The sequence below is a fragment of the Streptomyces sp. ML-6 genome, from assembly GCF_030116705.1.
Classification (GTDB): domain Bacteria; phylum Actinomycetota; class Actinomycetes; order Streptomycetales; family Streptomycetaceae; genus Streptomyces.
The window spans coordinates 4544326-4563827 of the sequence record NZ_JAOTIK010000001.1 but is presented as its reverse complement, the minus strand read 5'-3'; the positions used below and the strand labels follow the sequence as shown (position 1 = coordinate 4563827).

The 19502-nt window shown below is 70.5% G+C and carries 23 protein-coding genes; 12 read left to right on the top strand and 11 right to left on the bottom strand.

The annotated features are described in order from the left end of the window. The first annotated feature begins 77 nt into the window (after positions 1–77). A complete protein-coding gene (locus OCT49_RS20360; protein ID WP_283853286.1) occupies positions 78–770 on the top strand; it encodes a pyridoxine/pyridoxamine 5'-phosphate oxidase in 693 nt (230 codons plus the stop codon). A gap of 66 nt (positions 771–836) precedes the next feature. Here OCT49_RS20360 and OCT49_RS20355 read toward each other — a convergent pair whose 3' ends face one another. Further along, positions 837–1025 (bottom strand): ferredoxin, encoded by a 189-nt coding sequence (locus OCT49_RS20355; protein ID WP_283853285.1) that lies wholly within the window; start codon positions 1023–1025, stop codon positions 837–839. 86 nt (positions 1026–1111) lie between these two features. After that, on the bottom strand, positions 1112–2308 hold the full coding sequence (locus tag OCT49_RS20350; protein WP_283853284.1) for a cytochrome P450: 1197 nt from the start codon (positions 2306–2308) through the stop codon (positions 1112–1114). A gap of 251 nt (positions 2309–2559) precedes the next feature. On the opposite strand from OCT49_RS20350, the gene htpX reads away from it, so the two are divergent. The 3 genes from htpX to OCT49_RS20335 all read left to right on the top strand — a co-directional run bounded on the left by htpX (position 2560) and on the right by OCT49_RS20335 (position 4802). Beyond that, positions 2560–3471, top strand: coding sequence for a zinc metalloprotease HtpX (htpX, locus tag OCT49_RS20345; RefSeq protein WP_283853283.1), 912 nt, complete (start codon positions 2560–2562; stop codon positions 3469–3471). Positions 3472–3536: 65 nt separating this feature from the next. After that, a complete protein-coding gene (pspAB, locus tag OCT49_RS20340) occupies positions 3537–4121 on the top strand; it encodes a PspA-associated protein PspAB (RefSeq protein ID WP_283853282.1) in 585 nt (194 codons plus the stop codon). Positions 4122–4223: 102 nt separating this feature from the next. Further along, positions 4224–4802, top strand: a complete 579-nt coding sequence (locus tag OCT49_RS20335) for a DUF1707 SHOCT-like domain-containing protein (RefSeq protein WP_283853281.1) — start codon at positions 4224–4226, stop codon at positions 4800–4802. A gap of 126 nt (positions 4803–4928) precedes the next feature. On the opposite strand, the gene OCT49_RS20330 is transcribed toward OCT49_RS20335, so the two are convergent. Then, a complete protein-coding gene (locus OCT49_RS20330) occupies positions 4929–5342 on the bottom strand; it encodes a Zn-ribbon domain-containing OB-fold protein (RefSeq protein WP_283853280.1) in 414 nt (137 codons plus the stop codon). Beyond that, positions 5339–5791 (bottom strand): DoxX family protein, encoded by a 453-nt coding sequence (locus tag OCT49_RS20325; RefSeq protein WP_283853279.1) that lies wholly within the window; start codon positions 5789–5791, stop codon positions 5339–5341. Before OCT49_RS20325 ends, OCT49_RS20330 begins: the two co-directional genes overlap by 4 nt. A gap of 184 nt (positions 5792–5975) precedes the next feature. Here OCT49_RS20325 and OCT49_RS20320 point away from each other — a divergent pair, with 184 nt between their 5' ends. Next, entirely contained in the window at positions 5976–7163 is a 1188-nt protein-coding gene (locus tag OCT49_RS20320) for a flavin-containing monooxygenase (RefSeq protein ID WP_283853278.1), read from the top strand. A gap of 83 nt (positions 7164–7246) precedes the next feature. On the opposite strand, the gene helR is transcribed toward OCT49_RS20320, so the two are convergent. Continuing rightward, the gene (gene helR / locus OCT49_RS20315) at positions 7247–9415 is read right to left on the bottom strand and encodes an RNA polymerase recycling motor ATPase HelR (protein ID WP_283853277.1); all 2169 of its coding nucleotides are present in this window, start codon (positions 9413–9415) and stop codon (positions 7247–7249) included. Between the two features lie 441 nt (positions 9416–9856). On the opposite strand from helR, the gene OCT49_RS20310 reads away from it, so the two are divergent. Together OCT49_RS20310 and OCT49_RS20305 are read left to right on the top strand one after the other, a co-directional pair. Beyond that, positions 9857–10306, top strand: coding sequence for a hypothetical protein (locus tag OCT49_RS20310; protein ID WP_283853276.1), 450 nt, complete (start codon positions 9857–9859; stop codon positions 10304–10306). A gap of 494 nt (positions 10307–10800) precedes the next feature. Beyond that, complete coding sequence (locus OCT49_RS20305) at positions 10801–11022, top strand: hypothetical protein (protein WP_283853275.1); 222 nt, start codon at positions 10801–10803, stop codon at positions 11020–11022. 226 nt (positions 11023–11248) lie between these two features. Here the strand turns inward: OCT49_RS20305 and OCT49_RS20300 are convergent, their stop codons facing one another. Beyond that, positions 11249–11455, bottom strand: a complete 207-nt coding sequence (locus OCT49_RS20300) for a DUF397 domain-containing protein (protein ID WP_283853274.1) — start codon at positions 11453–11455, stop codon at positions 11249–11251. A gap of 12 nt (positions 11456–11467) precedes the next feature. After that, positions 11468–12292 carry a helix-turn-helix domain-containing protein gene (locus OCT49_RS20295; RefSeq protein ID WP_283853273.1) on the bottom strand — a complete coding sequence of 275 codons (825 nt, stop codon included), beginning with the start codon at positions 12290–12292 and terminating at the stop codon, positions 11468–11470. 106 nt (positions 12293–12398) lie between these two features. Between OCT49_RS20295 and OCT49_RS20290 the strand changes: the two genes are divergently transcribed. Then, positions 12399–12659 carry a hypothetical protein gene (locus tag OCT49_RS20290; protein WP_283853272.1) on the top strand — a complete coding sequence of 87 codons (261 nt, stop codon included), beginning with the start codon at positions 12399–12401 and terminating at the stop codon, positions 12657–12659. Next, a complete protein-coding gene (locus tag OCT49_RS20285) occupies positions 12656–13102 on the top strand; it encodes a hypothetical protein (RefSeq protein ID WP_283853271.1) in 447 nt (148 codons plus the stop codon). The genes OCT49_RS20290 and OCT49_RS20285 overlap by 4 nt, the downstream gene beginning before the upstream one ends. Here OCT49_RS20285 and OCT49_RS20280 read toward each other — a convergent pair. From OCT49_RS20280 to OCT49_RS20265, 4 genes are all read right to left on the bottom strand, one after another. Continuing rightward, positions 13065–13655, bottom strand: a complete 591-nt coding sequence (locus tag OCT49_RS20280) for a GNAT family N-acetyltransferase (protein ID WP_283853270.1) — start codon at positions 13653–13655, stop codon at positions 13065–13067. The two genes, OCT49_RS20285 and OCT49_RS20280, sit on opposite strands and share 38 nt — an antisense overlap. A 272-nt stretch (positions 13656–13927) precedes the next feature. Then, positions 13928–14317, bottom strand: a complete 390-nt coding sequence (locus OCT49_RS20275; protein WP_283853269.1) for a VOC family protein — start codon at positions 14315–14317, stop codon at positions 13928–13930. A 198-nt stretch (positions 14318–14515) separates the two neighbouring features. Further along, positions 14516–16813 (bottom strand): outer membrane protein assembly factor BamB family protein, encoded by a 2298-nt coding sequence (locus OCT49_RS20270; protein WP_283853268.1) that lies wholly within the window; start codon positions 16811–16813, stop codon positions 14516–14518. A 183-nt stretch (positions 16814–16996) separates the two neighbouring features. Next, positions 16997–17305 (bottom strand): DUF7677 family protein, encoded by a 309-nt coding sequence (locus OCT49_RS20265; protein WP_502963398.1) that lies wholly within the window; start codon positions 17303–17305, stop codon positions 16997–16999. Positions 17306–17589: 284 nt separating this feature from the next. Between OCT49_RS20265 and OCT49_RS20260 the strand changes: the two genes are divergently transcribed. From OCT49_RS20260 to OCT49_RS20250, 3 genes are all read left to right on the top strand, one after another. Further along, positions 17590–18027 (top strand): hypothetical protein, encoded by a 438-nt coding sequence (locus tag OCT49_RS20260; protein WP_283853266.1) that lies wholly within the window; start codon positions 17590–17592, stop codon positions 18025–18027. Beyond that, on the top strand, positions 18024–18665 hold the full coding sequence (locus OCT49_RS20255) for a hypothetical protein (protein WP_283853265.1): 642 nt from the start codon (positions 18024–18026) through the stop codon (positions 18663–18665). The genes OCT49_RS20260 and OCT49_RS20255 overlap by 4 nt, the downstream gene beginning before the upstream one ends. Before the next feature lie 70 nt (positions 18666–18735). Continuing rightward, positions 18736–19404 carry a hypothetical protein gene (locus OCT49_RS20250; RefSeq protein ID WP_283853264.1) on the top strand — a complete coding sequence of 223 codons (669 nt, stop codon included), beginning with the start codon at positions 18736–18738 and terminating at the stop codon, positions 19402–19404. The last annotated feature ends 98 nt before the right edge of the window (positions 19405–19502 follow it).

Genomic DNA, 19502 nt, shown 5'->3' with positions numbered 1-19502 from the left:
AGCGTAGCTCCACGTGTCCCGCAGTGCTACGGCAGTTGTCCCGCCCGCCTCTTTCCCCATGCGCTGCAATTGGGGGCATGAGCGACGTACAGAAGAAGACCGACGCACACCGGGAGTTCCTGGAGCTGCTGCACGCCCAGCGGGTCTGGGACGTCGGGCTTCCCGCCTTCGATCCGGCCGCCGCGCCCGCCGCCCCGTTGTCCCTGTTCCACGCCTGGTTCGCCGAGGCCGTGGCCGCCGGGCAGGTCGAGCCGCACACGATGTCGCTGGCCACCGCGGACGGGGCGGGCCGGCCCGACGTGCGGACGGTGATGCTGCACGACGCGGACGAGCGCGGCTGGCACTTCGCCACGCACCGCACCAGCGCGAAGGGCCGCCAGCTCACCGCCCGGCCGTACGCGGCGCTCGGCTTCTACTGGCCCGCGCAGGGGCGGCAGGTGCGGGTACGGGGCCGGGTCACGCCCTGCACACCCGCCGAGAGCAGCGCCGACCTGCACGCCCGCTCGACCGGGGCACTGGCGTCGGCGCTGGTCGGACGGCAGAGCGAGGTGCTCGGCTCGTACGAGGAGCTGGGCCGCGCCTCGGACGCGGCCTGGCAGCGGGCGCAGGAGGAACCGGACGCGGAGGTCGCGAGCTGGACCAGGTACGTGGTCGAGCCGCAGGAGGTCGAGTTCTTCCAGGGCGACGCCGCACGCCGGCACGTCCGGCTGCGCTACCGCCGAGGGACGGAGGGTGCGGGCGGCTGGGAGCGGGAGTTGCTCTGGCCCTGACGGAGCGGGGCGCGCCGGGCCGATGCCGTCCCGGCGCGCCCCGTCCCATCGATGCCCCGCTCCCCGTCAGTCGACGGTGATCGCCTGTACGGGGCAGGCGCGGGCCGCCTCCTTGACGAGGGGGCCTTCGAGGGCGTCCTCGTAATCGGGCAGCAGCTCGCTGAATCCGTCGTCGTCCTGGGTGAACACCTTCGGTGCGGTGAGCGCGCACTGCCCCGCGCCGATGCACCGGTCCCTGTCGATGCCGATACGCATCCCGGTAATCCTTTCCGATCCGGTTCCGGTCACCGCGGTCATCGTTTCCACCGCTTCCGCCGTTTCCACCGCGTGACGGGAATTGTTCACCACGTCACAGGCATTTCGATCAGCCCCTGAATGGTGTCCCCGGGTTTGAACGGGACTTCCTCCGCCGGCACCGCGAGCCGCAGCCCCGGAAGGCGCCGGCAGAGCGTGCGCAGCGCGATCTCCATCTCGGCGCGGGCCAGGTTCTGGCCCAGGCACTGGTGGATCCCGAAGCCGAAGGCGACGTGGTTCCGGGCGTTCCGGCCGAGGTCCAGCTCGTCCGGCGACTCGTACGCGGTCTCGTCCCGGTTGATCGCCGACGTGGACAGGATGACGCCGTCGCCCTTCCTGATGGTCACGCCGCCCGTCTCGATGTCCTCGACGGCCACCCGGGAGATCCCGTCGGCGATGGACAGGAAGCGCAGCAGCTCCTCCACCGCGGAGGGCATCAGGTCGTCCGATTCCCGCATCCGGGCCAGCTGGTCGGGGTGCTGGAGCAGCGTGAACGTGCCGAGCGAGATCATGTTCGCGGTGGTCTCGTGGCCGGCCACGAGCAGGATCTCCGCCAGCCGCACGAGCTGCTCGCGGTCCACGGCCCCGGTCTCCAGCTGCTTCTCGACGAGTTCGTCGAGCAGTCCCTCGCCGGGGGCGGCCCGCTTCCGTTCGATCAGTACCCGGAAGTAGTCGTCCAGGGCCTCCCGCGCGGCCTCGACGTCGGCGGCGGCCGGGCCGCGGAGCAGCTTGCGCGACTGCGCCTCGAAGAACTCGTGGTCGGCGTAGGGCACCCCGAGGAGCGCGCAGATGACCATGGAGGGCACCGGCAGCGCGAAGGCGCCGACCAGGTCGACCGGCGGCCCCTGCTCGATCATCCGGTCCAGCAGCTCGTCCACCGTCCGCTGGATCTGCGGACGCAGGGCCGCGGTCCGCTTCACCGTGAAGCTCGGGATCAGCATCCGGCGCTGGACGTTGTGCTCGGGGTCGTCCACGCCGAGCAGTTCCACGCGCCGCAGGCTCGACGCGGCCACCCGTTCGGCGAACAGCGGGAAGTCCGGGTTCTCCCGGTCGGACGACAGCCTGGGGTCCACCAGGAGGGAGCGCGCCTCGGCGTGTCCGGTGACCAGCCACACCACGCGGCCGTCGTAGAGCCGGGCGGACGACACCGGCCGCCGGTCGCCGGGAGTGCCCCGGTACTGCGCCGGCGGGTGGTAGGGGCAGGTGCGGTTCTGCGGGAACGGGATGGTGTCGGCGTCTGTCATGTCGGAGCCTCGCAATGGGGGAGGAAGTCCTACCGATCTCCGCCCACTAGATGCCTGAGGCACCTAACGGGTCCAGGTGATGTTCGGCCAAATATCCTTCGGCGTCCGATCGGGCACCTCCCTGATCCTTTTCACCTCTGTGTGCCATATTCCCGCAGCATCTCCGGGCACGCTTTCGAGCCAGCTCCAAAAATCCGATTTCCCCTGCGAAAGGGGCAATATGGAAGGCACCGGGAGGACTGGAGGCGACAATGAGCCGAACCCGTTCCCGCTACGCCCCGGACCGCGGGCTGAGCACGCGCATGGTCGGCACCATGTTCCTGATCGGCCTGCTGTACGTGGTCCTGGTCGGAGTGCTGCTCGCCGTGCTGCGGGGTGCCTGGCCGATCATCCTGCTCCTCGTCGGCGGCATGTTCGTCGCGCAGTTCTGGTTCAGCGACCGCATCGCCGCGTTCGGCATGGGGGCCCGCGAGGTCACTCCGGAGGAGGCCCCCGAGCTGCACGGCGCCGTCGACCGGATCTGCGCTCTTGCCGACATGCCGAAACCGCGCGTGGCGATCGCGCGGAGCGACGTGCCGAACGCCTTCGCGACCGGCCGGAACGAGCGGACCGCCCTCGTCTGCGCCACCACCGGGCTGCTGCGCAGACTGGATCCCCCGGAGCTGGAGGGGGTGCTCGCGCACGAGATGTCGCACGTCGCCCACCGCGACGTGGCCGTCATGACGATCGCCTCGTTCCTCGGTGTGCTCGCCGGCATCATGACCCGGGTCGCGCTGTGGGGCGGGCTCTCCCGCAACAGCCGCGGCAACGACCCCGTGGGCATCGCGATCCTGCTGATCCCGCTGGTCAGCGCGGTCGTGTACGTCCTGGGCTTCCTGCTGACCCGGCTGCTCTCGCGCTACCGCGAACTCTCCGCCGACCGCGCCGCCGCCCTGCTCACCGGCCGCCCCTCCGCGCTCGCCTCCGCCCTCACGAAGGTGAGCGGCCAGATGGCCCGCATCCCGACCGAGGACCTGCGCAAGGCGGAGCCGTACAACGCCTTCTACTTCGTCCCCGCGTTCTCGTCCAAGGAGAGCCTGGGCCGGCTGCTCTCCTCGCACCCGACCCTCGAACAGCGCCTCGACCAGCTGGCCCGCATCTCCGCCGACCTCGCCCGCCCGTGAAGCCCGCGCGTGAACCGGCGCCCTTGAACCCGGCAAGCCCCTTCCCCCCGTCCGGAGGTACGTCCATGGGCCTTCTCGACACCATCCTCGGCCGCAGCAAGCCGGTCCGCCCCGACCTCGACCAGCTCTTCGCCGTGCCGTCGGCGGCCCTCACCCTCGAAGCGGGCGCCGGGTTCGCCCCGACCGGCCTCGGGTCGGTCTGTTTCGCGGGCGTCGAGGGCGGCGCCTTCCTCCGCCTCCAGCAGGACGTACGCGAACTGCTCGACGCCGACACCGGCCGCGGCGGCGTCCCCGTGCGGTTCGGCCAGGACGGCTACGGCTACACCTGGCTGCTGGCCGAGCACTCCCCCGACGACACGGCCGGCCTGGTCAACGACCTGCACGCGGTCAACACCCTGCTCCAGGACGGCGGGTTCGGCCCGCATCTGCTCTGCTCGCTGGTCGGCTTCCGGGACGAGCGGGGCCGTTCGCTGGCCCTGGTCTACCTCTACAAGCGCGGCACGTTCTACCCGTTCGCTCCCCTGCCCGGCGGGACGGAGCGGCGCGACAACCAGCTGGAGCTGGAGGTCAGAGCGGTGCTCGGGGACGACCTCCGCATCGAACGGGACCTGGCCCGGTGGTTCCCGGTGTGGGGTGCGCCGGGGCTGTGACCCGAAGGCGCCGTGCGGGCTCCGTACGGGAGCCGTGCGAGCGCCGTACGGGGCCTTCGGTGCGGCGCGTGCGGCGCGCACATATCTACGTATCATCGCCCCATGACTGCCGATCCCTCGCGTTCCGCCGGCCGTATGCGCGCTTCCGACGCCGATCGGGAGGCGGTGGTCGAGCAGCTGCGGGAGGCGGCGGCCGACGGCCGCATCGACATGGAGGAGCTGGACACCCGGCTCGGGCAGGCCCTGTCCGCCAGGACCCATGGGGAGCTGGCGCCCCTCACCGAGGACCTCGGCCCCGTCGTACCGGCCGAACCGCTGGTTCTCAAGGGGGGCATGCACGGGGCGACCCGTTCGGGCCGCTGGAAGGTGCCCCCGGTGATCCGCGCCCACGCGGGGATGGGGAGCGTCAAGCTCGACTTCACCCTCGCCGAGTGCCGGCTGCGCGAGGTCGAGCTGGAGGTGCACGGCGACATGGGCGGGATCTCGATCGTGGTGCCGCAGGGCTGGACCGTGCGGGCCGACGAGCTGGAGACCGCCATGGGCGGCCTGAAGAACCGGACCGAGGGCCCGGGCACCCCCGGCTCCCCGGTGCTCCGGCTGACGGGCTCCTGCGGCATGGGCGGCGTCGTCGTCCGCCACCCCAACTTCCGCGAACGCCGCAAGCTGCGCGACGCCGAGTAGCGCGCCGGGAGCCCCGCCTCGCGCACCGGGGCCCCTCGTCGTGCACCGGGCCCCGCCTCGTACACCGGGCCCCACGTCGCGCACCAGGGCCCCGCCTCGTACGCCGTCCACCGCATCGGCCCCCGCTCAGGGCCGGAAGACCGGTACGGCCTCCTGCCCCTCCTCCCGTCTGAAGGTCACCCGCAGCGCCATGCCGATGGCGAGGGCGGACTCCGGGCACTCCACGATCTCCGTCATCATCCGCGGCCCCTCGGCCAGATCGACCACGGCGGCGACGTACGGGACCCGGGAACCGAACGGCGGCAGATCGTTGCGGTGGACGACGGACCAGGTGTAGAGCATGGCCCGCCCGCTCGCCGGCTGCCAGACGACGTCCTCGCTCCAGCAGTGCGGGCAGAACTCGCGGGGGTAGTGGTGGTTCCGCCCGCAGGTGCGGCAGCGGCGCAGCAGCAACTGCCCCCGGGCCGCGGCGTCCCAGTAGGGCCGGGTGAAGGCGTCGGGCTCGGGCAGGTCGAAACGGGCCGCCGCCGCCCCGGTCACCGGAAGAGTCCGATCGCCGCGTCGAGGGACCAGGTCTGCCAGGCCATCGCGAACAGCGCGACGAGCGAGATCAGCGCCATCATCGCGTTCTGCCCCTGTTCCGCCCAGTCGTGGATCATCAGCACCAGGTAGAGCAGGTTGAGCAGCAGCCCGGCGACCAGGGCGACGGGGGTCAGGAATCCCGTCACCAGGCCCAGCCCCAGGGCGAGTTCGGCGTACACGACGACATGGGCCATGACCTTGGGGCGCGGCGCGACGACCCGGTCGAAGCCCTTCCGCACCACCGGCCACCGGTGTTTGCCCGCCACGTCGGCGGCCCAGGCGATGCCCGTACCGCGTTCGAACCAGCCCTTCTTGTCCTTGTGCCGCCAGCTCTCCAGCCACCACAGGCCGAGCCCCACCCGGAGGACGGCCAGCCATTCCGCTCCGCTGAGCCAGATCGTCTGCACGGTGCCTCCACCTCAAGAAATCTGACGATACGTCAGATAACCCGATGAAGGCCGTCGTGCGCAAGAGGCGTGCCACGTACGGGTATTGGGCGGTCCGGGGCCGGGCTGCAGGCGTGACCAATTCGCAATCGATTCCGGTCTTGACCGAGACCCATCAACCGGGTGCGCGATTACGCTCCGGTTCATGTCCGACAGCGCGCGTACCGCCGGTGGTTCCGTCCCGGCCCTCCTCGGTCTCACCGAGGACCGGCCCGTCTACGTCGTCGGCGGCGGTCCGGGCGGTCTCGCCGTCGCCGCGTCCCTGCGCGAGCGGGGCGTACGGGCGGTGGTGCTGGAGAAGTCCGGGGACGTGGGCGCCTCCTGGCGCCGCCACTACGACCGGCTGCACCTGCACACCATCCGCCGCTGGTCCGCGCTGCCGGGCCTGGCGATGCCGCGCCGGTTCGGGCGCTGGGTGGCCAGGGACGACATGGTGCGCTACCTGGAGAAGTACGCCGAGCACCACGAGCTGGAGGTGGTGACGGGCGTCGAGGTGTCCCGGATCGACCGCGCCCCCGACGGCACGGGCTGGCAGCTGACCGCGAGCGGCGGCCGGGTGCTGACCGGCCGGGCCGTCGTCGTCGCCACCGGCTTCAACCACACCCCGCGCCTGCCCGACTGGTCCGGCCGCGACGGCTTCACCGGCGATCTGGTGCACGCCGCCGAGTACCGCGACGCCGCCCCCTACGCGGGCAGGGACGTCCTCGTCGTCGGCATCGGCAACACGGGGGCGGAGATCGCCGTCGACCTGGTGGAGGGCGGGGCGTCCCGGGTACGGATCGCGGTGCGCACCGCGCCGCACATCGTGCGCCGTTCGACGGCGGGCTGGCCCGCCCAGGCGAACGGCGTCCTGGCCCGCCGGCTGCCGGTCCGGCTGGTGGACCGGGCCGCGGGCGCCATGACCCGGTTCGCCGTGCCCGACCTCACCGCGCACGGTCTGCCGCGCCCGGACACCGGCCTGTACACCCGGGCCGGGCAGGGCGCCATCCCGGTGCAGGACGTGGGCCTGATCGACGCGGTGAAGCGCGGCCGGGTGGTGCCGGTCGCGGCCGTCGAGTCGTTCGACGGGGACGCGGTGGTGCTGGCCGACGGGGAACGGATCACCCCGGACGCGGTGATCGCGGCGACCGGCTACCGGCAGGCCCTGGAGGGGCTGGTCGGCCACCTCGACGTACTGGACGCCCGGGGCCGCCCGGTGGTGCACGGCGCCCGCACCCCCCGGCAGGCCCCCGGCCTGTACTTCACCGGCTTCACCAACCCGATCAGCGGCATGCTGCGCGAACTGGCCCTGGACGCCGGGAAGATAGCGAAGAAGCTGGCACGCACGGGCTGAGACGCCCCGAGCCGAGGGGCCCCCGAGCCGAGGGGCCCCGGCCCGACCGGAAGCCCTCGGGGGCCGGGCCTGCCCGGGGCTCCTCAGGAGCTCGTGAGGACGACGAGCTGCCGGGTCGCGCGGGTCATCGCCACGTAGCGGTCGACCGCCCCTTCGATGCCCTTGCCGCCCTTGCCGAACGACTCCGGGTCGACGAGGACGACCAGGTCGAATTCGAGCCCCTTGGAAAGCTCCGGGGTCAGCGACCGGACCCGGGGCGTCGCCCGGAACGTCGCCCGGAACGCGGCATCGCCGATGACGCAGGCGGTGCCCTCGTCGTGGGCGGCGAGCCAGGCGTCGAGGACCGGGCCCAGCTCCGAAACCGGTCCGTACGCGACGGGAATGCCACTGGCGCGGATGGAGGTCGGCACATTGGCGTCCGGGAGCGCGGCCCGGATCACCGGCTCGGCCTCCGTCATGATCTCCTCCGGCGTCCGGTAGTTGATGCTCAGGGAGGCCAGGTCGATCCGGTCGATCCCGACCCGCTCCAGCCGCTCCTGCCACGACTCCGTGAACCCGTGCCGGGCCTGGGCGCGGTCCCCGACGACGGTGAAGCTCCGGGACGGGCAGCGCAGCAGCAGCATCTGCCACTCCGCGTCGGTCAGTTCCTGGGCCTCGTCCACGACGACGTGCGCGAACGGTCCGGCGAGCAGGTCCGGTTCGGTTCCGGACACCTCGCTCCCGTCGACCAGGGTGTCCTTCATGTCCTGGCCGTGCAGCATCGTCATCACGCCCTCCCCGTCCGGGTCGGCCGCGATCAGGGAATCGACGACCTTGGCCATCTGCTCGCGCTCGGCGGCCACGGACGCCTTGTGCCGCCGCTTGCGCCGGGCCGCCTCCGGGTCGCCGATCCGCTGTCGCGCCGCGTCCAGGAACGGCAGGTCGGACACCGTCCAGGCCCGCACGTCCGCCCGCTGCAGCAGCCGTACCTCGTCGGGGCCGAGCCAGGGCGCGCACCTGCGCAGATACGCGGGGACCGTCCACAGGTCCCCGACGACGTCGGCCGCCTCCAGCAGCGGCCACGCGCGGTTGAAGGCCGTGAGCAGTTCCCGGTTCCGCGTCAGCGACCTGCGCAGCAGCTGGTCCGGGGCGTCGCCGTCGTGCTTGTCCCTCAGGATCGTGAGCAGTTCCTCCCAGACCTGCTCGCGCGCCTCGTTGTGCGGAGTGCCGGGGTCCGCCGCCTCGAAGGCCACGGCCCAGTCCTCGGCGGTCAGCTCGATGTCGGACCAGTGGGTGGTGACCGTCATGCCCCGGGCGGGCGGCTCCTCGTAGAACCGGACGGCCGCCTCGACCGCCCGCACCAGCCGCGCGGACGACTTCAGCCGGGCCACGTCCGGGTCGGTCTCGGCCGTCGCCGCGGCCCCCTCGGCGACGAGGTCCCGCAGGGTGCAGGTCTGTACGCCCTCCTCGCCGAGGCTGGGCAGGACGTCGGCGACGTACCCCAGGTAGGGCTCGTGCGGGCCGACGAACAGCACCCCGCCCCGCCGGTGCCCGAGGCGGGGGTCGGAGTGCAGGAGGTAGGCGGAACGGTGCAGGGCGACGACGGTCTTGCCCGTACCCGGCCCGCCGTCGACGACGAGGGCCCTGCGGGACCCCGCCCGGATGATGGCGTCCTGGTCGGCCTGGATGGTGCCGAGCACGTCCCGCATCCGCTCCGAACGATTGCCGCCGAGACTGGCGATGAAGGCGGACTGGTCGTCGAGCGCGGCGTGCCCGGCGAACGCGTCCGGGGTGAACACCTCGTCCCAGTAGTCGCTGATCCTGCCCCGGGTCCAGCGGTACCTGCGGCGGCTCGCCAGGCCCATCGGGTTGGCGTGGGTGGCCCCGAAGAACGGCTCGGCGGCGGGGGAACGCCAGTCGATCAGCAGCCGGCGCCCCGTGCTGTCGGTGAGGCCGAGCCGCCCCACGTACAGGGGCTCGGAACCGTCCGCGCCGACCATGTGCCCCAGGCACAGGTCCAGGCCGAAACGGCGCAGCGCGCGCAGCCGGGAGGACAGCCGGTGGATCTCCGTGTCCCGGTCCATCGCCTGCCGCCCCGCACCGCCGGGCGCCCGGCGCTCGGCGTCGAGCCGGTCGGACAGCTCGGCGATCGTCTCGTCGAGACACCGCGCGATGGCCGCGAAGTGTTCCTCGTCGCGGGCGGTCAGCGCCGGGTCGGCCTTGGCCGCGAGACGCTCGGGAAGGTCGAAAGCACTGGTGGCGAGGGGGTTCACGAGGTCGTCTCCGATTCCGGGTCCACTGCGGGACCGCTTGAGAACGGAGATTCTGCGCCATCCCGGGGGCCTTGCCGCAAGCCCCCCGGTGCGCTATAGCTTGAGAGTGGCGGGGAGTGGGTTCTCCTCCCGCCCTTCTCCGGCAACAGGTCCCGGACCGCAGCCCACCCCGTACTCCCGCTCCACCGGCACGCCCCGGACTGGTACGAGGGCGACCCCCGCCTTGCGGTACCAGCCGCGCAGGGACTCGGAGCCGATGCCGGGCTCCCGGGCGACGCCGTGACCGTCCTGCCCGAGGACCCGGCGCGGGCGGCACCTCCCGAACCGCCGGAGAAGTGCTGCTCCTCGTCATCGACAGAGCCAATCCGCCCGTGCGGCGCCATGCTCTACGGTTTCCTATTGCACCAGCACCGATCAGTTCAGCAACGGGGAAGTACGCACATGCGCAAGACAGCAACCCTCACCATCAGTCTGCTCGCGGCGGCGGTCCTGGTGACCGGATGCGGCAGTGAGAAGAAGGACACCGGCCCGGCCAGGACGAGCGAGACCTCGGCAAGCGGCGAGGCGAAGGGCTCGTCCTCGGGGAAGAAGGGTGTTCCGCATCAGGTGGTCTTCGAGGTGGGCGGCACGGGCGCGACCCAGGTCATGTGGAACGGGAGCAGCAACCACTTCGAACAGGTGACGCTGCCCTGGACCAAGACGGAGTCCATGCAACTGGAGGACGCCGAGCTGAAGGTCGGCGTCACGGTGTCGGTGGTGCCCGGCTCGGTCAAGGGCCCGGACGGGATGCTCAAGCCGGCCCCGTGCACGATCAAGGTCGACGGCAAGCAGGTCGCCGACAATCAGGACGGCAAGTCGGCCAAGCCCTGCGAATACAAGCTCAAGGACTGACGGCCGGCGCGCACTTCGTCTCGTTCCGGCGAGGCGTCCACGTATGCTCCGGCGCACCGCGTGAGGTTCAGCAGGCCCCCTTTCGCAGCCGGCCTGGGCGGCGGCCTCCAGCCGGGATCGGCCCGGGACGATTCAGGGGCCGAGACGACCACCGCGAAGACCTCGTGCCCGGCAGTATCAGTGCCCGGCCGCACGCCGGGCGCCCCCGGCGCCCTCTGCCGGCGAAGCTTCCCGAACCGGGATCCGATTCACCGCAATGATCCTTCCACGGCGAAGACGTGGTTGTAACGTCAGCCGCGAGCCCTCGCAGGAAGGGCCGTCAAAGTAGGGGGAGGACCGTGCCAGACATTTCCCGGCGAGCACTCCTGGGTGCCACCGGCACAGTTGCCGCATCGACACTTCTCACGGCAACCGGAACAGCCCAGGCCGCCGATACCGCGGGTGGCAAGGACGGACACACACCGCACAGCACCTCGAAGGAGGCCGAGGCAACCATGGCCAGTGGCAGTCAGACCCTCAAGTACGTGGCATACATCTCGAGTCCCGACATGGAGGTGCTGAACGACGCGACGTTCGGCGTCGGTGCAGACCCCGCCGACATGTGGGCGTATCTCGACGATGCCACGGCACGTCTTCGGGAGAGACATCCCTCGTATTCCTTCACCCCCCGTCTCGTCCGGTACGACCAGGTCACCACCGAGATACCGCGCCCGTAACGCCCACTGCGCCGGCCCCGTCCCCCAGCTGGGCCGGCACATTCGCGGAGTTGTCGAGCCACGTTCCGAGCTCGACCCCCACGCCCCCTCGGCGCCGTCCTGACGGCCACCCGGGCCATCCTCCGTCTACCGGCGCGGGCCCCGGTCCACGGCAACAAGAAGCCCCGCCATGCGCTCGAACTCGCACAGCGGGGCCCTGGGATCACACGCGCTGAACCTGCCGGTGTCAGACGACGCCGAACTCTCCGGCCTTGACGCCTGCCACGAAGGACGCGAACGAAGCGGCAGAAGTGTTCAGCACCGGACCGTTCGGATTCTTCGAGTCACGGACCGGAACCACGCCGAACGGGGCGACGAGATTGGCAGCGGCCTCGACGCAGTCGCCGCCGTTGGAGCTGTACGAAGACTTGAACCAGCGGGGCTCATTAGTCACGGGGCTTCCCTTTCATACCTGCTTGATCATCGCCACGGATGCCGCTTGGGACAGCGATTCGGCCTGTAGTTGATGGTAGGCCGTCAGCAGGGGCAGAACGGAAGTGCTCTCACGGTCCACATGCCCCTGCGAGTGGGATTCGGCGTACGAGACCATGGACCGGTCCGGAAGCGTGAGCAAGTTGACCGGCAGGTTGAAGGGGCGACGCTCCCCTATGTCGAAAGGTGCCACCTGGAGAACGGTGTTGGGGAGCGCAGCGAACTCGATCAGCTTTTGGATCTGGGCGTTCATGACTGCGGGGCCGCCGACCGGGCGGCGGATACAGCTCTCGTCCATCACAACGATCACCATCGGCGGCCGGGCTCGCGCCAACTCAACCTGTCGCTGGGCCAGGAACGAGACGCGCTCATCTGCCTGTTCGGGCGTAATCGAGCCGCGCCACACATCGCCGTTCGCCAACGCCCTTGCGTAATCCAAGGTCTGCAACAGCCCGGGAATGATCCCGATCTGGAACAGCCTGATCTCCACCGCTCGCCCCTCGTACCCGACGTACTCCGGGAAGCCCTCCAACAGCACCCCGTGCCGAATCTCGCGCCATTCCCGCTCGAACGAGTCAGCAGAACCAGAAGTGCCGAAGGCGACATCGAGCTTGGACGAGAACGGAAGGGTTGGTGACTTCCGAGCAGTTTCAACGGCCGAAATATGCTGGCTGGAACAGCCCACCCGTCCGGACAGGCCCTCCTGGCTCCAGCCACGACCTTCCCTCAACCTGCGCATACGAGCCCCGTAGGCCGCTTCCGGGCTTGCTTCGGGGTCCAACTGCTTGCGATTGACCATGCCCCCCACACGTCCCTTCCTTCAGTTTTGGTTACTTGAAGGGTCCCTGACTCCAGGCCACGCTGATTCCCCTTGGTAGCGAAACAGCTACGGAGAGGAGTCGACGATGCCCGAAGAGGATACCGCCGCGAGTCAGCAGGAACCCTCACAAGTACCGCTTCTCGGGACGCTGTTGGTGGATACCGGCCATCGGAACCGGGTGGGTGAGTTCCGTGGGGTGTCCGGTCCGTACTGGTCGTTGCGGCCGGTCTGCGGCGGGACGGAGTGGGAGGCCGAGCCGGCGCACGTACGGCTCCCGGAGCCCATGGAGCGGCTGCGGGCCGAGACCGCCCGGTGCAACGCCCGGAGCGCGGGGCGGATCCTGTGAACGCGACCTGGCAGCCCGGCAGTTACGGGTGCGAGGCCGTCGCCGAGGGGCTCGTGTACGGCACTGGCCAGACCGCGCGGTACGTCCTCGGCACCTTCCGGACCGTCTCCCCCGTCCTCGCCCTGCGCTGGCTCGGCGGACAGGCGCTGTGGATCGTGAACCGGCTCGATCCCGACCCCGAACGCTCCCCCTGGGTCCAGCCCTCCATGCGCCTCCCCGGCACCCCCGGCCCCGACCACCCCACCGAGCTGCGTGCCTGGTACCAGGACCGCCACGGCCGGCGCGCCGCCCACGCCCACCTCAAGAACGGCAACCCGCTCCTCGTCGTCGTCCCCGACGGCAACTGCACCTACACCCTCTCCGTACGGCCCGAACGGAGACGCAACGAACAGCTCCGGTCGCCTTTTACAGCTGCGACGGAGCTTCCTGCGCACGGGACTTGAGCCACTCGCGCGCGAGGAGGCCGTGGATGACGTCGTCGTCGCGTTCTCCGTTGGGGAAGATCACCGCTTCGCGCAGCAAGCCCTCCTCGGTGAATCCCAGGCGGCGGGCCACGCTGCGGCTGCGCACGTTGTCGGTGCCGGTCCGCAGTTCGACACGGTCCAGGCCCATGGGGCCGAACGCCTGGTCCAGGACCTCCGTGGCGGATCTGGTGACCAGTCCCCGGCCTTCGAACGCGGCGTCGATCCAATAGCCGATCTCGCCGGTCTTCATGGCCAGGTCGCAGTTCAGGGTGACCGCCCCGACCAGTTGCCAGTCCCGGCCCGCCCGCACCGCGATGTCGAGGGGGAGCTGCGTTCCCTCCACCCATGCACGGCCTTGGCGCTCCAGGCGCGAGCGCGTCTCTTCGAGCGTCGTCGGGTTCTCGATGTCGAAGTCCGGGTCCCCCTGCGCGAGGCGCTCGTAGTTGGCCATCAACAGGGCCTGGTGGGCCTCCGCGATCGCGGCCGTTCGCGGAATCAGCGCCGCGTCGTCGCCGAGCGGACACGTGAACATGGCAGAGACAACCGTCGACACTCGTTCTCCCGGGCTGCTGGTGGTGACGCACAAGCCTCGACAGCCGTCTCGGGCCGGTCAACCGGTTTTCGAATCAGGGTGGTTACCCGTCTGCCGCTTGTGCTCGCCATCGTCCGGCGGATGAGGACGTCGCCGGATGCGTCCATGTGCCGGGGCCGGTACCGCAGGGCGTCGGGCGGCGATCACATGGGGCGCGAACAGCGGTCGAGGGCCGCACTCCATGCTGGGAGTGCGGCCCTCGGTGCATGTGGTTACGAGGGCCGGCCACCGTACGGAACGGTGATGAGTTCCATGGCGTGGCCCGCCGGATCCATGAAGTACACGCCGCGACCACCGTCGTTGTGGTTGATCGCGCCGGGCTGCTTCCGATGGGGGTCGGCGTAGTGCTCGATGCCGCGTCGGCCGATCTGCTCGTACGCCGCGTCGAACTCCTCCTCGGAGACCAGGAAGGCGTAGTGCTGGGGGGTGATGGTGTCCACGGAGACAGTGGCGAAGTCCAGTGTGACGCCATTGCTCAGGTCGACCGCGATGAACGGACCCCACTCCGCGGTGATCTCAAGGCTGAGCAGATTCGCGAAGAATTCTGCGGACTCCCGGTTGTTCCGGGCGTGGACGATCGTGTGGTTCAACTCAACTGACAAGGAATGCCTCCGACGGCATGTCCCGACACCTCCATGTCTCACCCAGCCGGTGACCGACACGCGATGCTGCCGTGGAACCTACCATGGGGAACCACCCAGCTCCACGCGTCCCGCCCCATGAACGGTCCAACGAGCAATCAACGCACAGGACTTCGCCCAGGACCGCCCACAGATTCCAGCCGGCAGGGGCTGGTGGCGTCATGTCCGGACGGCGTACAGAGTGCGGTCCTTGCTGCCGACGTAGACCACATCGCCCACCACTGTCGGGGAAGCCCCCAGGCCGGCGCCTGTGTGGAAGGCCCAGCGCTTCTTCCCTGTCCGCGCGTCCACCGCGTACAGGTTGCCGTCCTCGCTGCCCACGTAGACCACCCCGTCCGCCACAGCCGCGGCGTGGAAGACACTGTTCTCGGTTTCGAAAGCCCAGCGCTTCTTGCCTGTCGCGGCGTCCAGCGCGAACAGGTACTCGATGCTGTCGCCGGCGTACACCACGCCGTCGGCCACAGTCGGCGCCGAGAAAGAACGGTGGCCGGCCAGCATCTTGTATTTGATGCCGGTGCGGGACCATCGCTGCTTCCCCGTTGCGGCATTCACCGCGTACAGGCGGCTGCTGGAGATGTGGACCAGGCCGTTGGCCACGACCGGGGCGGAGTTCACGCCGTCGAGCATGGGGAAGGCCCAACGTCGTTTTCCCGTCCCGGCGTCCAGCGCGTAGAGATGGTTGTCGTCGCTGCCGAAGTACACGACACCGTTCGCCACGACCGGCTGCTCCGTCACCGAGCCGTTCTTGCGACAGCGAAAGCTCCATATCTTTTTGCCCGTCACCGCGTCCACCGCGTAGAAGTGCTCGTCACCGCTTCCGACGTAGACGACGCCGTCGACCACGACCGGTGACGCACATTCCGATCCGCCGGGGGCGAAGACCCAGCGTTTCTTGCCGGTTTCGGCGTCCACCGCGTACAAGCCGTTGTCGTAAGTGCCCACATAGACAAGATCGCCCACGACGACGGACGTCGAGTAGAGCACGCTGCCGGTGTCGAGAGACCAGCGCTCCTTGCCCGTGGCAGCGTCCAGCGCGTACAGGTTACGGTCGTTGCTGCCGAAGTAGACGACGCCGTTCGCAACGGTCGGCTTCGTCTTCACCTCGTCGCCGACGTAGCAGGCCCAGATTTTCTGGCCCGGCTTGCGGGGAGCCGGTGGAGCGGTGGTACGGGTGGGCTTTCGCGCGGATGGCTGGAGGGCGGAGGGGGAGCCGGTGGCCCCGGAATCCCTGTCGGAGGTCTTCCAGACCGCGACGGCGAGTCCGGCGGCGGCTGCCGTACCCGTCACGGCGAGCAGGACGCCGCGCCGGGAGAGGGGCGGAGCCGGGTCGCCGGGGCTTTGCGCGGCATGGTCGGCGCTCTGGGTGAGGGCATCGTGCAGGGCCGGGGCGGCGGCCGGGGAAGTGTCGGTTGCGGCGGGTGTCGCGGGCGCGGCAGGCGTCCGCACCGGTTCGGGCGTGGCTCCGTGCAGTGCGGCGGGCGCGTCCGGCGCGGTCGGGGTCGGTACTGCGGCGGGCGTCGGCGTCGGCGTAGACGTCGGGGCAGGGTTGCGGGGCAGCGGGGTGGCGGCCTTCGCCCGTACCAGCCGGTCGACCTCGTCGGGCATCCAGCCGGGCTCCGTGAGCAGGGGCGCCGCTTCGGCCGTATCCTCCTCGCCCGAGGTGGTCAGCCGGTGCAGCAGGTCGGCCACGGTCGGCCGCCGATCGGGCTCCTTGGCCAGGCAGGCCGCCACGATCCGGCGCAGTTTCGGCGGAAGAGCATCGAGGTCGGGCTCCTCGTACACGGCGCGGAAGTGCAGGGCGTGAGGGGTGCCGGTGCCGAACGGGCCGATGCCGACAGCGGTGTGGGCGAGTACCGCGCCGAGTGCGAAGACGTCGCTGGCGGGCCCGACGGACCGGCCGGTGAGTTGTTCCGGGGACATGAAGCCGGGCGTGCCGATCGTCATGCCGGTGTGGGTCAGCGCGCTGGCCTCGCTCGCTGTCGAAATGCCGAAGTCGATCACTCGGGGACCGTCGGGGGCCAGCAGGACGTTGGAGGGTTTCAGATCGCGGTGCACGACGCCGGCGGCGTGGATCGCCTCCAGGGCCTCCGCCAGACCGGCACCGAGTGCCAGCACGTGCTCGGCCCGCCACGGCCCGTGCCGGGCAACCGCCTCGCCCAGCGGCACACCGGATACGTAGACGGTTGCCAGCCAGGCCGGTGAACCGTCGGGTTCGGCGTCGACGACCCCGGCGGTGAAAGCCCCGTTCACCCTGCGGGCCGCCGTCACTTCGCGAACGAAGCGGCGCCGGAAATCCAGGTCCCGGGCCAGCTCCGGACGCACCACCTTCAGCGCGACCGGACGGCCACCGGGCGAACGCCCCAGATACACCTGCCCCATGCCGCCCGCGCCGATCCGCGCCACGATCCGGTACCGCCCCACCTGCCGCGGGTCCTCCGGCTCCAGCCCGTCGAACACGGCCCCTCCTCTGCGAACGGCACAGCCCTCCCAGGCACTGACAGCGCATCATGCCAGAACGGGTCGGGGCGGGAGAGCGAAGCATCAACGGGGCCCATGGGACTCAACTGCCCAGTCGGTGTCCCGGCGTTGGGCCGTCCGGGCCCGGCGGATCGGGCCGTGCACGGCGCCGCACGGCAGCAGTCAATGAAGCCGGCACTCCCAGGGCTCGATGTCCGGCTCCCCCGGAGGCAGCTCCCCGGTGCAGTACCGATGGAGCCAGACCGCGGCCCGGCGCTCCGCATGCTTCTCATTGACCGGTTCACCCCACTCGTCCAGTTCGAGGACGTTGGCGAAGATCGCGAAGCAGATCTCCATCTGGGAGGGCGACTCGCGCAGCTCTTCCCAGTAATCGATCCCTTTCAGCATCGGATGGCCCACCGACCCTCGGGCAAGCCATCCGGCGAAGCGTCGCAGAGCCCCCGAAGCGTCATGACTGAGGTGCGAAGACATGCGAAGAATCCAGTCCCGGCCTTCCCGGATCGTTCCTTGGCCTCCCGCCCCGGGAGGGGCGCCGAGCTCCAGGACCGACGGCCTGTCCACGCCGCACGCGGCCGGCCTTCCGGTCGGCCCGTTCCGGGAGGGCCGCCAAGGTGCCCCCGCCCACGCGAAACCTGGCGGATCGCCCGTGACGAGTACGCCCGGCCGGGCCTTCACGCACACATCCGAGTCATCCGTCCGGGGACTCCGACAGCGAAAAGACTGCATACCAGGGCAAGATATGACACGTTCCGTTCATGAAACTGATCAGCGCCATCGTGGTAACAGCCGCGGGTGCCGCACTCGTGGCCGGGCCGGTGCCGGACGCGTCGGCACAGCGGTACTGGAACAAGAAGGTGCGGTGCGAGCAGACCGATCCCGACGGACGGGTGATCCCCACGCGGTACGGGAATGGCGAACTCGGCTGGAACCACTTCTCCGGCAAGCACAACATCAAGAGGTGCCGGGTCGTCGAGGCGGCTCTGGCCGGGAAGGTGGACAAGAAGAACGGGGGACGCCTGGAGTACCACGGGGTCGCCCGCAACGGCACCCGACTGGTCAATATCGTGGTCATCGTGCAGTACGCCCGCCGTACGGCCGACGGCGAATACGACGCGGGCAAGGGCAAGAAGATCGGCGTGATCACGGCCTACTGCAAAGGCGTCAACAAATGCCCTGCCTGGATCAACCAGTGAACGGACCGTACGGAGAGACGGTCGAACAGCAGGCGTATCTCACGCAGTTCCTCCTGGACCACACGGCGGTGCCTCTTGTCGGCGGGACCTTCCTGCGCGGGGTGCTGCCGACACGGGATGCGGTCCGGGTCGTGACCGGCACCGACCTCAGCACCGACGCCGTGGAACCGGATGCACCGGTCGTCTACGAGGTGCCGCTGGTGGACGACGACGACGAGGCGGTCACCGCCCCACTGGTGCTGGGGTGGGTGCGGACACTCGTGGCCGACGGCCCCCCGCGTCCGGATGCGTCCGTGATGGGCATGGGTCTGGTCCGGGTGGACGCCTCCGCCGTCGAACCCGCTCCGCCGACGCGCACGGACCGCGTGCTGCGCCTGCTCCGAACCCTGACCCGGCCGTTCGCCGAGACACCGCCGGACCCCCCGCTGTGCGGCTTCCTGATCACCGGACAGGACAGGATGCGGCTCTACCTCGCGGTCGAGGAGGCCAACGGCCCGGTCGCGGTCGATGTGCGCCTCACCGGTGCGCTGACCGCGCTGCTCGCCGCGCTCCCCGCCCTCGTGCGCGAGGAGGAGCGCTGGACGACCGACGAAACCGATCCGCACTGCGTCCGCGCGGTCGACCTCACCGCCTGGTGAGAAGAGGTGCCCGGCGGCGTGGCCCCGCCGCCTGCGGATCCGGCCCCGGGCAGTCCCTGGAGTGACCGGCATGCCGATACCCGTACACGCCCTCGCCCACAGCACGTTGACCGCCGACGCCCTCGACGAGTTCCTCGCGCTGCCGACCGCGCCGCACGTCCCCGACAACTTCGACGCCCTCGACCTGGAGGTCCGGAGGCGTGGATGGGCCTGGGAGGACCTGGTGCAGGACTCCTTCCGCACCGGGTACGGGCATGTGCTGTGCACCGACGGCCTCACCCCGTTCGGGGTCCCGGACGCCCGGAGCTTCCTGGTCTTCGGCGAGGTGTATCCCGTCGACCCGGAGGACGAGGAGATGGACAACGGGACGTGGCTGTACGGCGTCGTGGACGACTGGCAGAAACTGCCCGGCTGGAGCGGTCGCAGGCCGTGCACCGACCAGGACTGCGAGGCGGTCCTCGAACAGGCGGCGCGGACCATGACCGATCGCCTCGGCCGGGGGCCCGAGCGGACGGCGCCGTCGTCCGCGGCCGTCGTCACCGGGCCCGCGCCGACCCACCGCGTCTGGCGCACCCCCACCCACGCCCTGGTCCTCGGCCCGGCGTCCGACAACGGCCCCTACGGCTACCTCACCCATCTGCAACTGTCGTGCACGCCCCTGAGCTGCGCCCCCGACCTGCCGCCCGCGGACGACGCCGACGGCCTGGACCGGTGGATCAACGCCCACGTCGACTGGTGATCCGGGAGCACGGACGACGGTGCCCGGGTGGCCCGGGAGCACGGCCGGCGGCATCCGGGGACTGTCGGTGCCACGGGCGAGGATGACCATGTACGGCC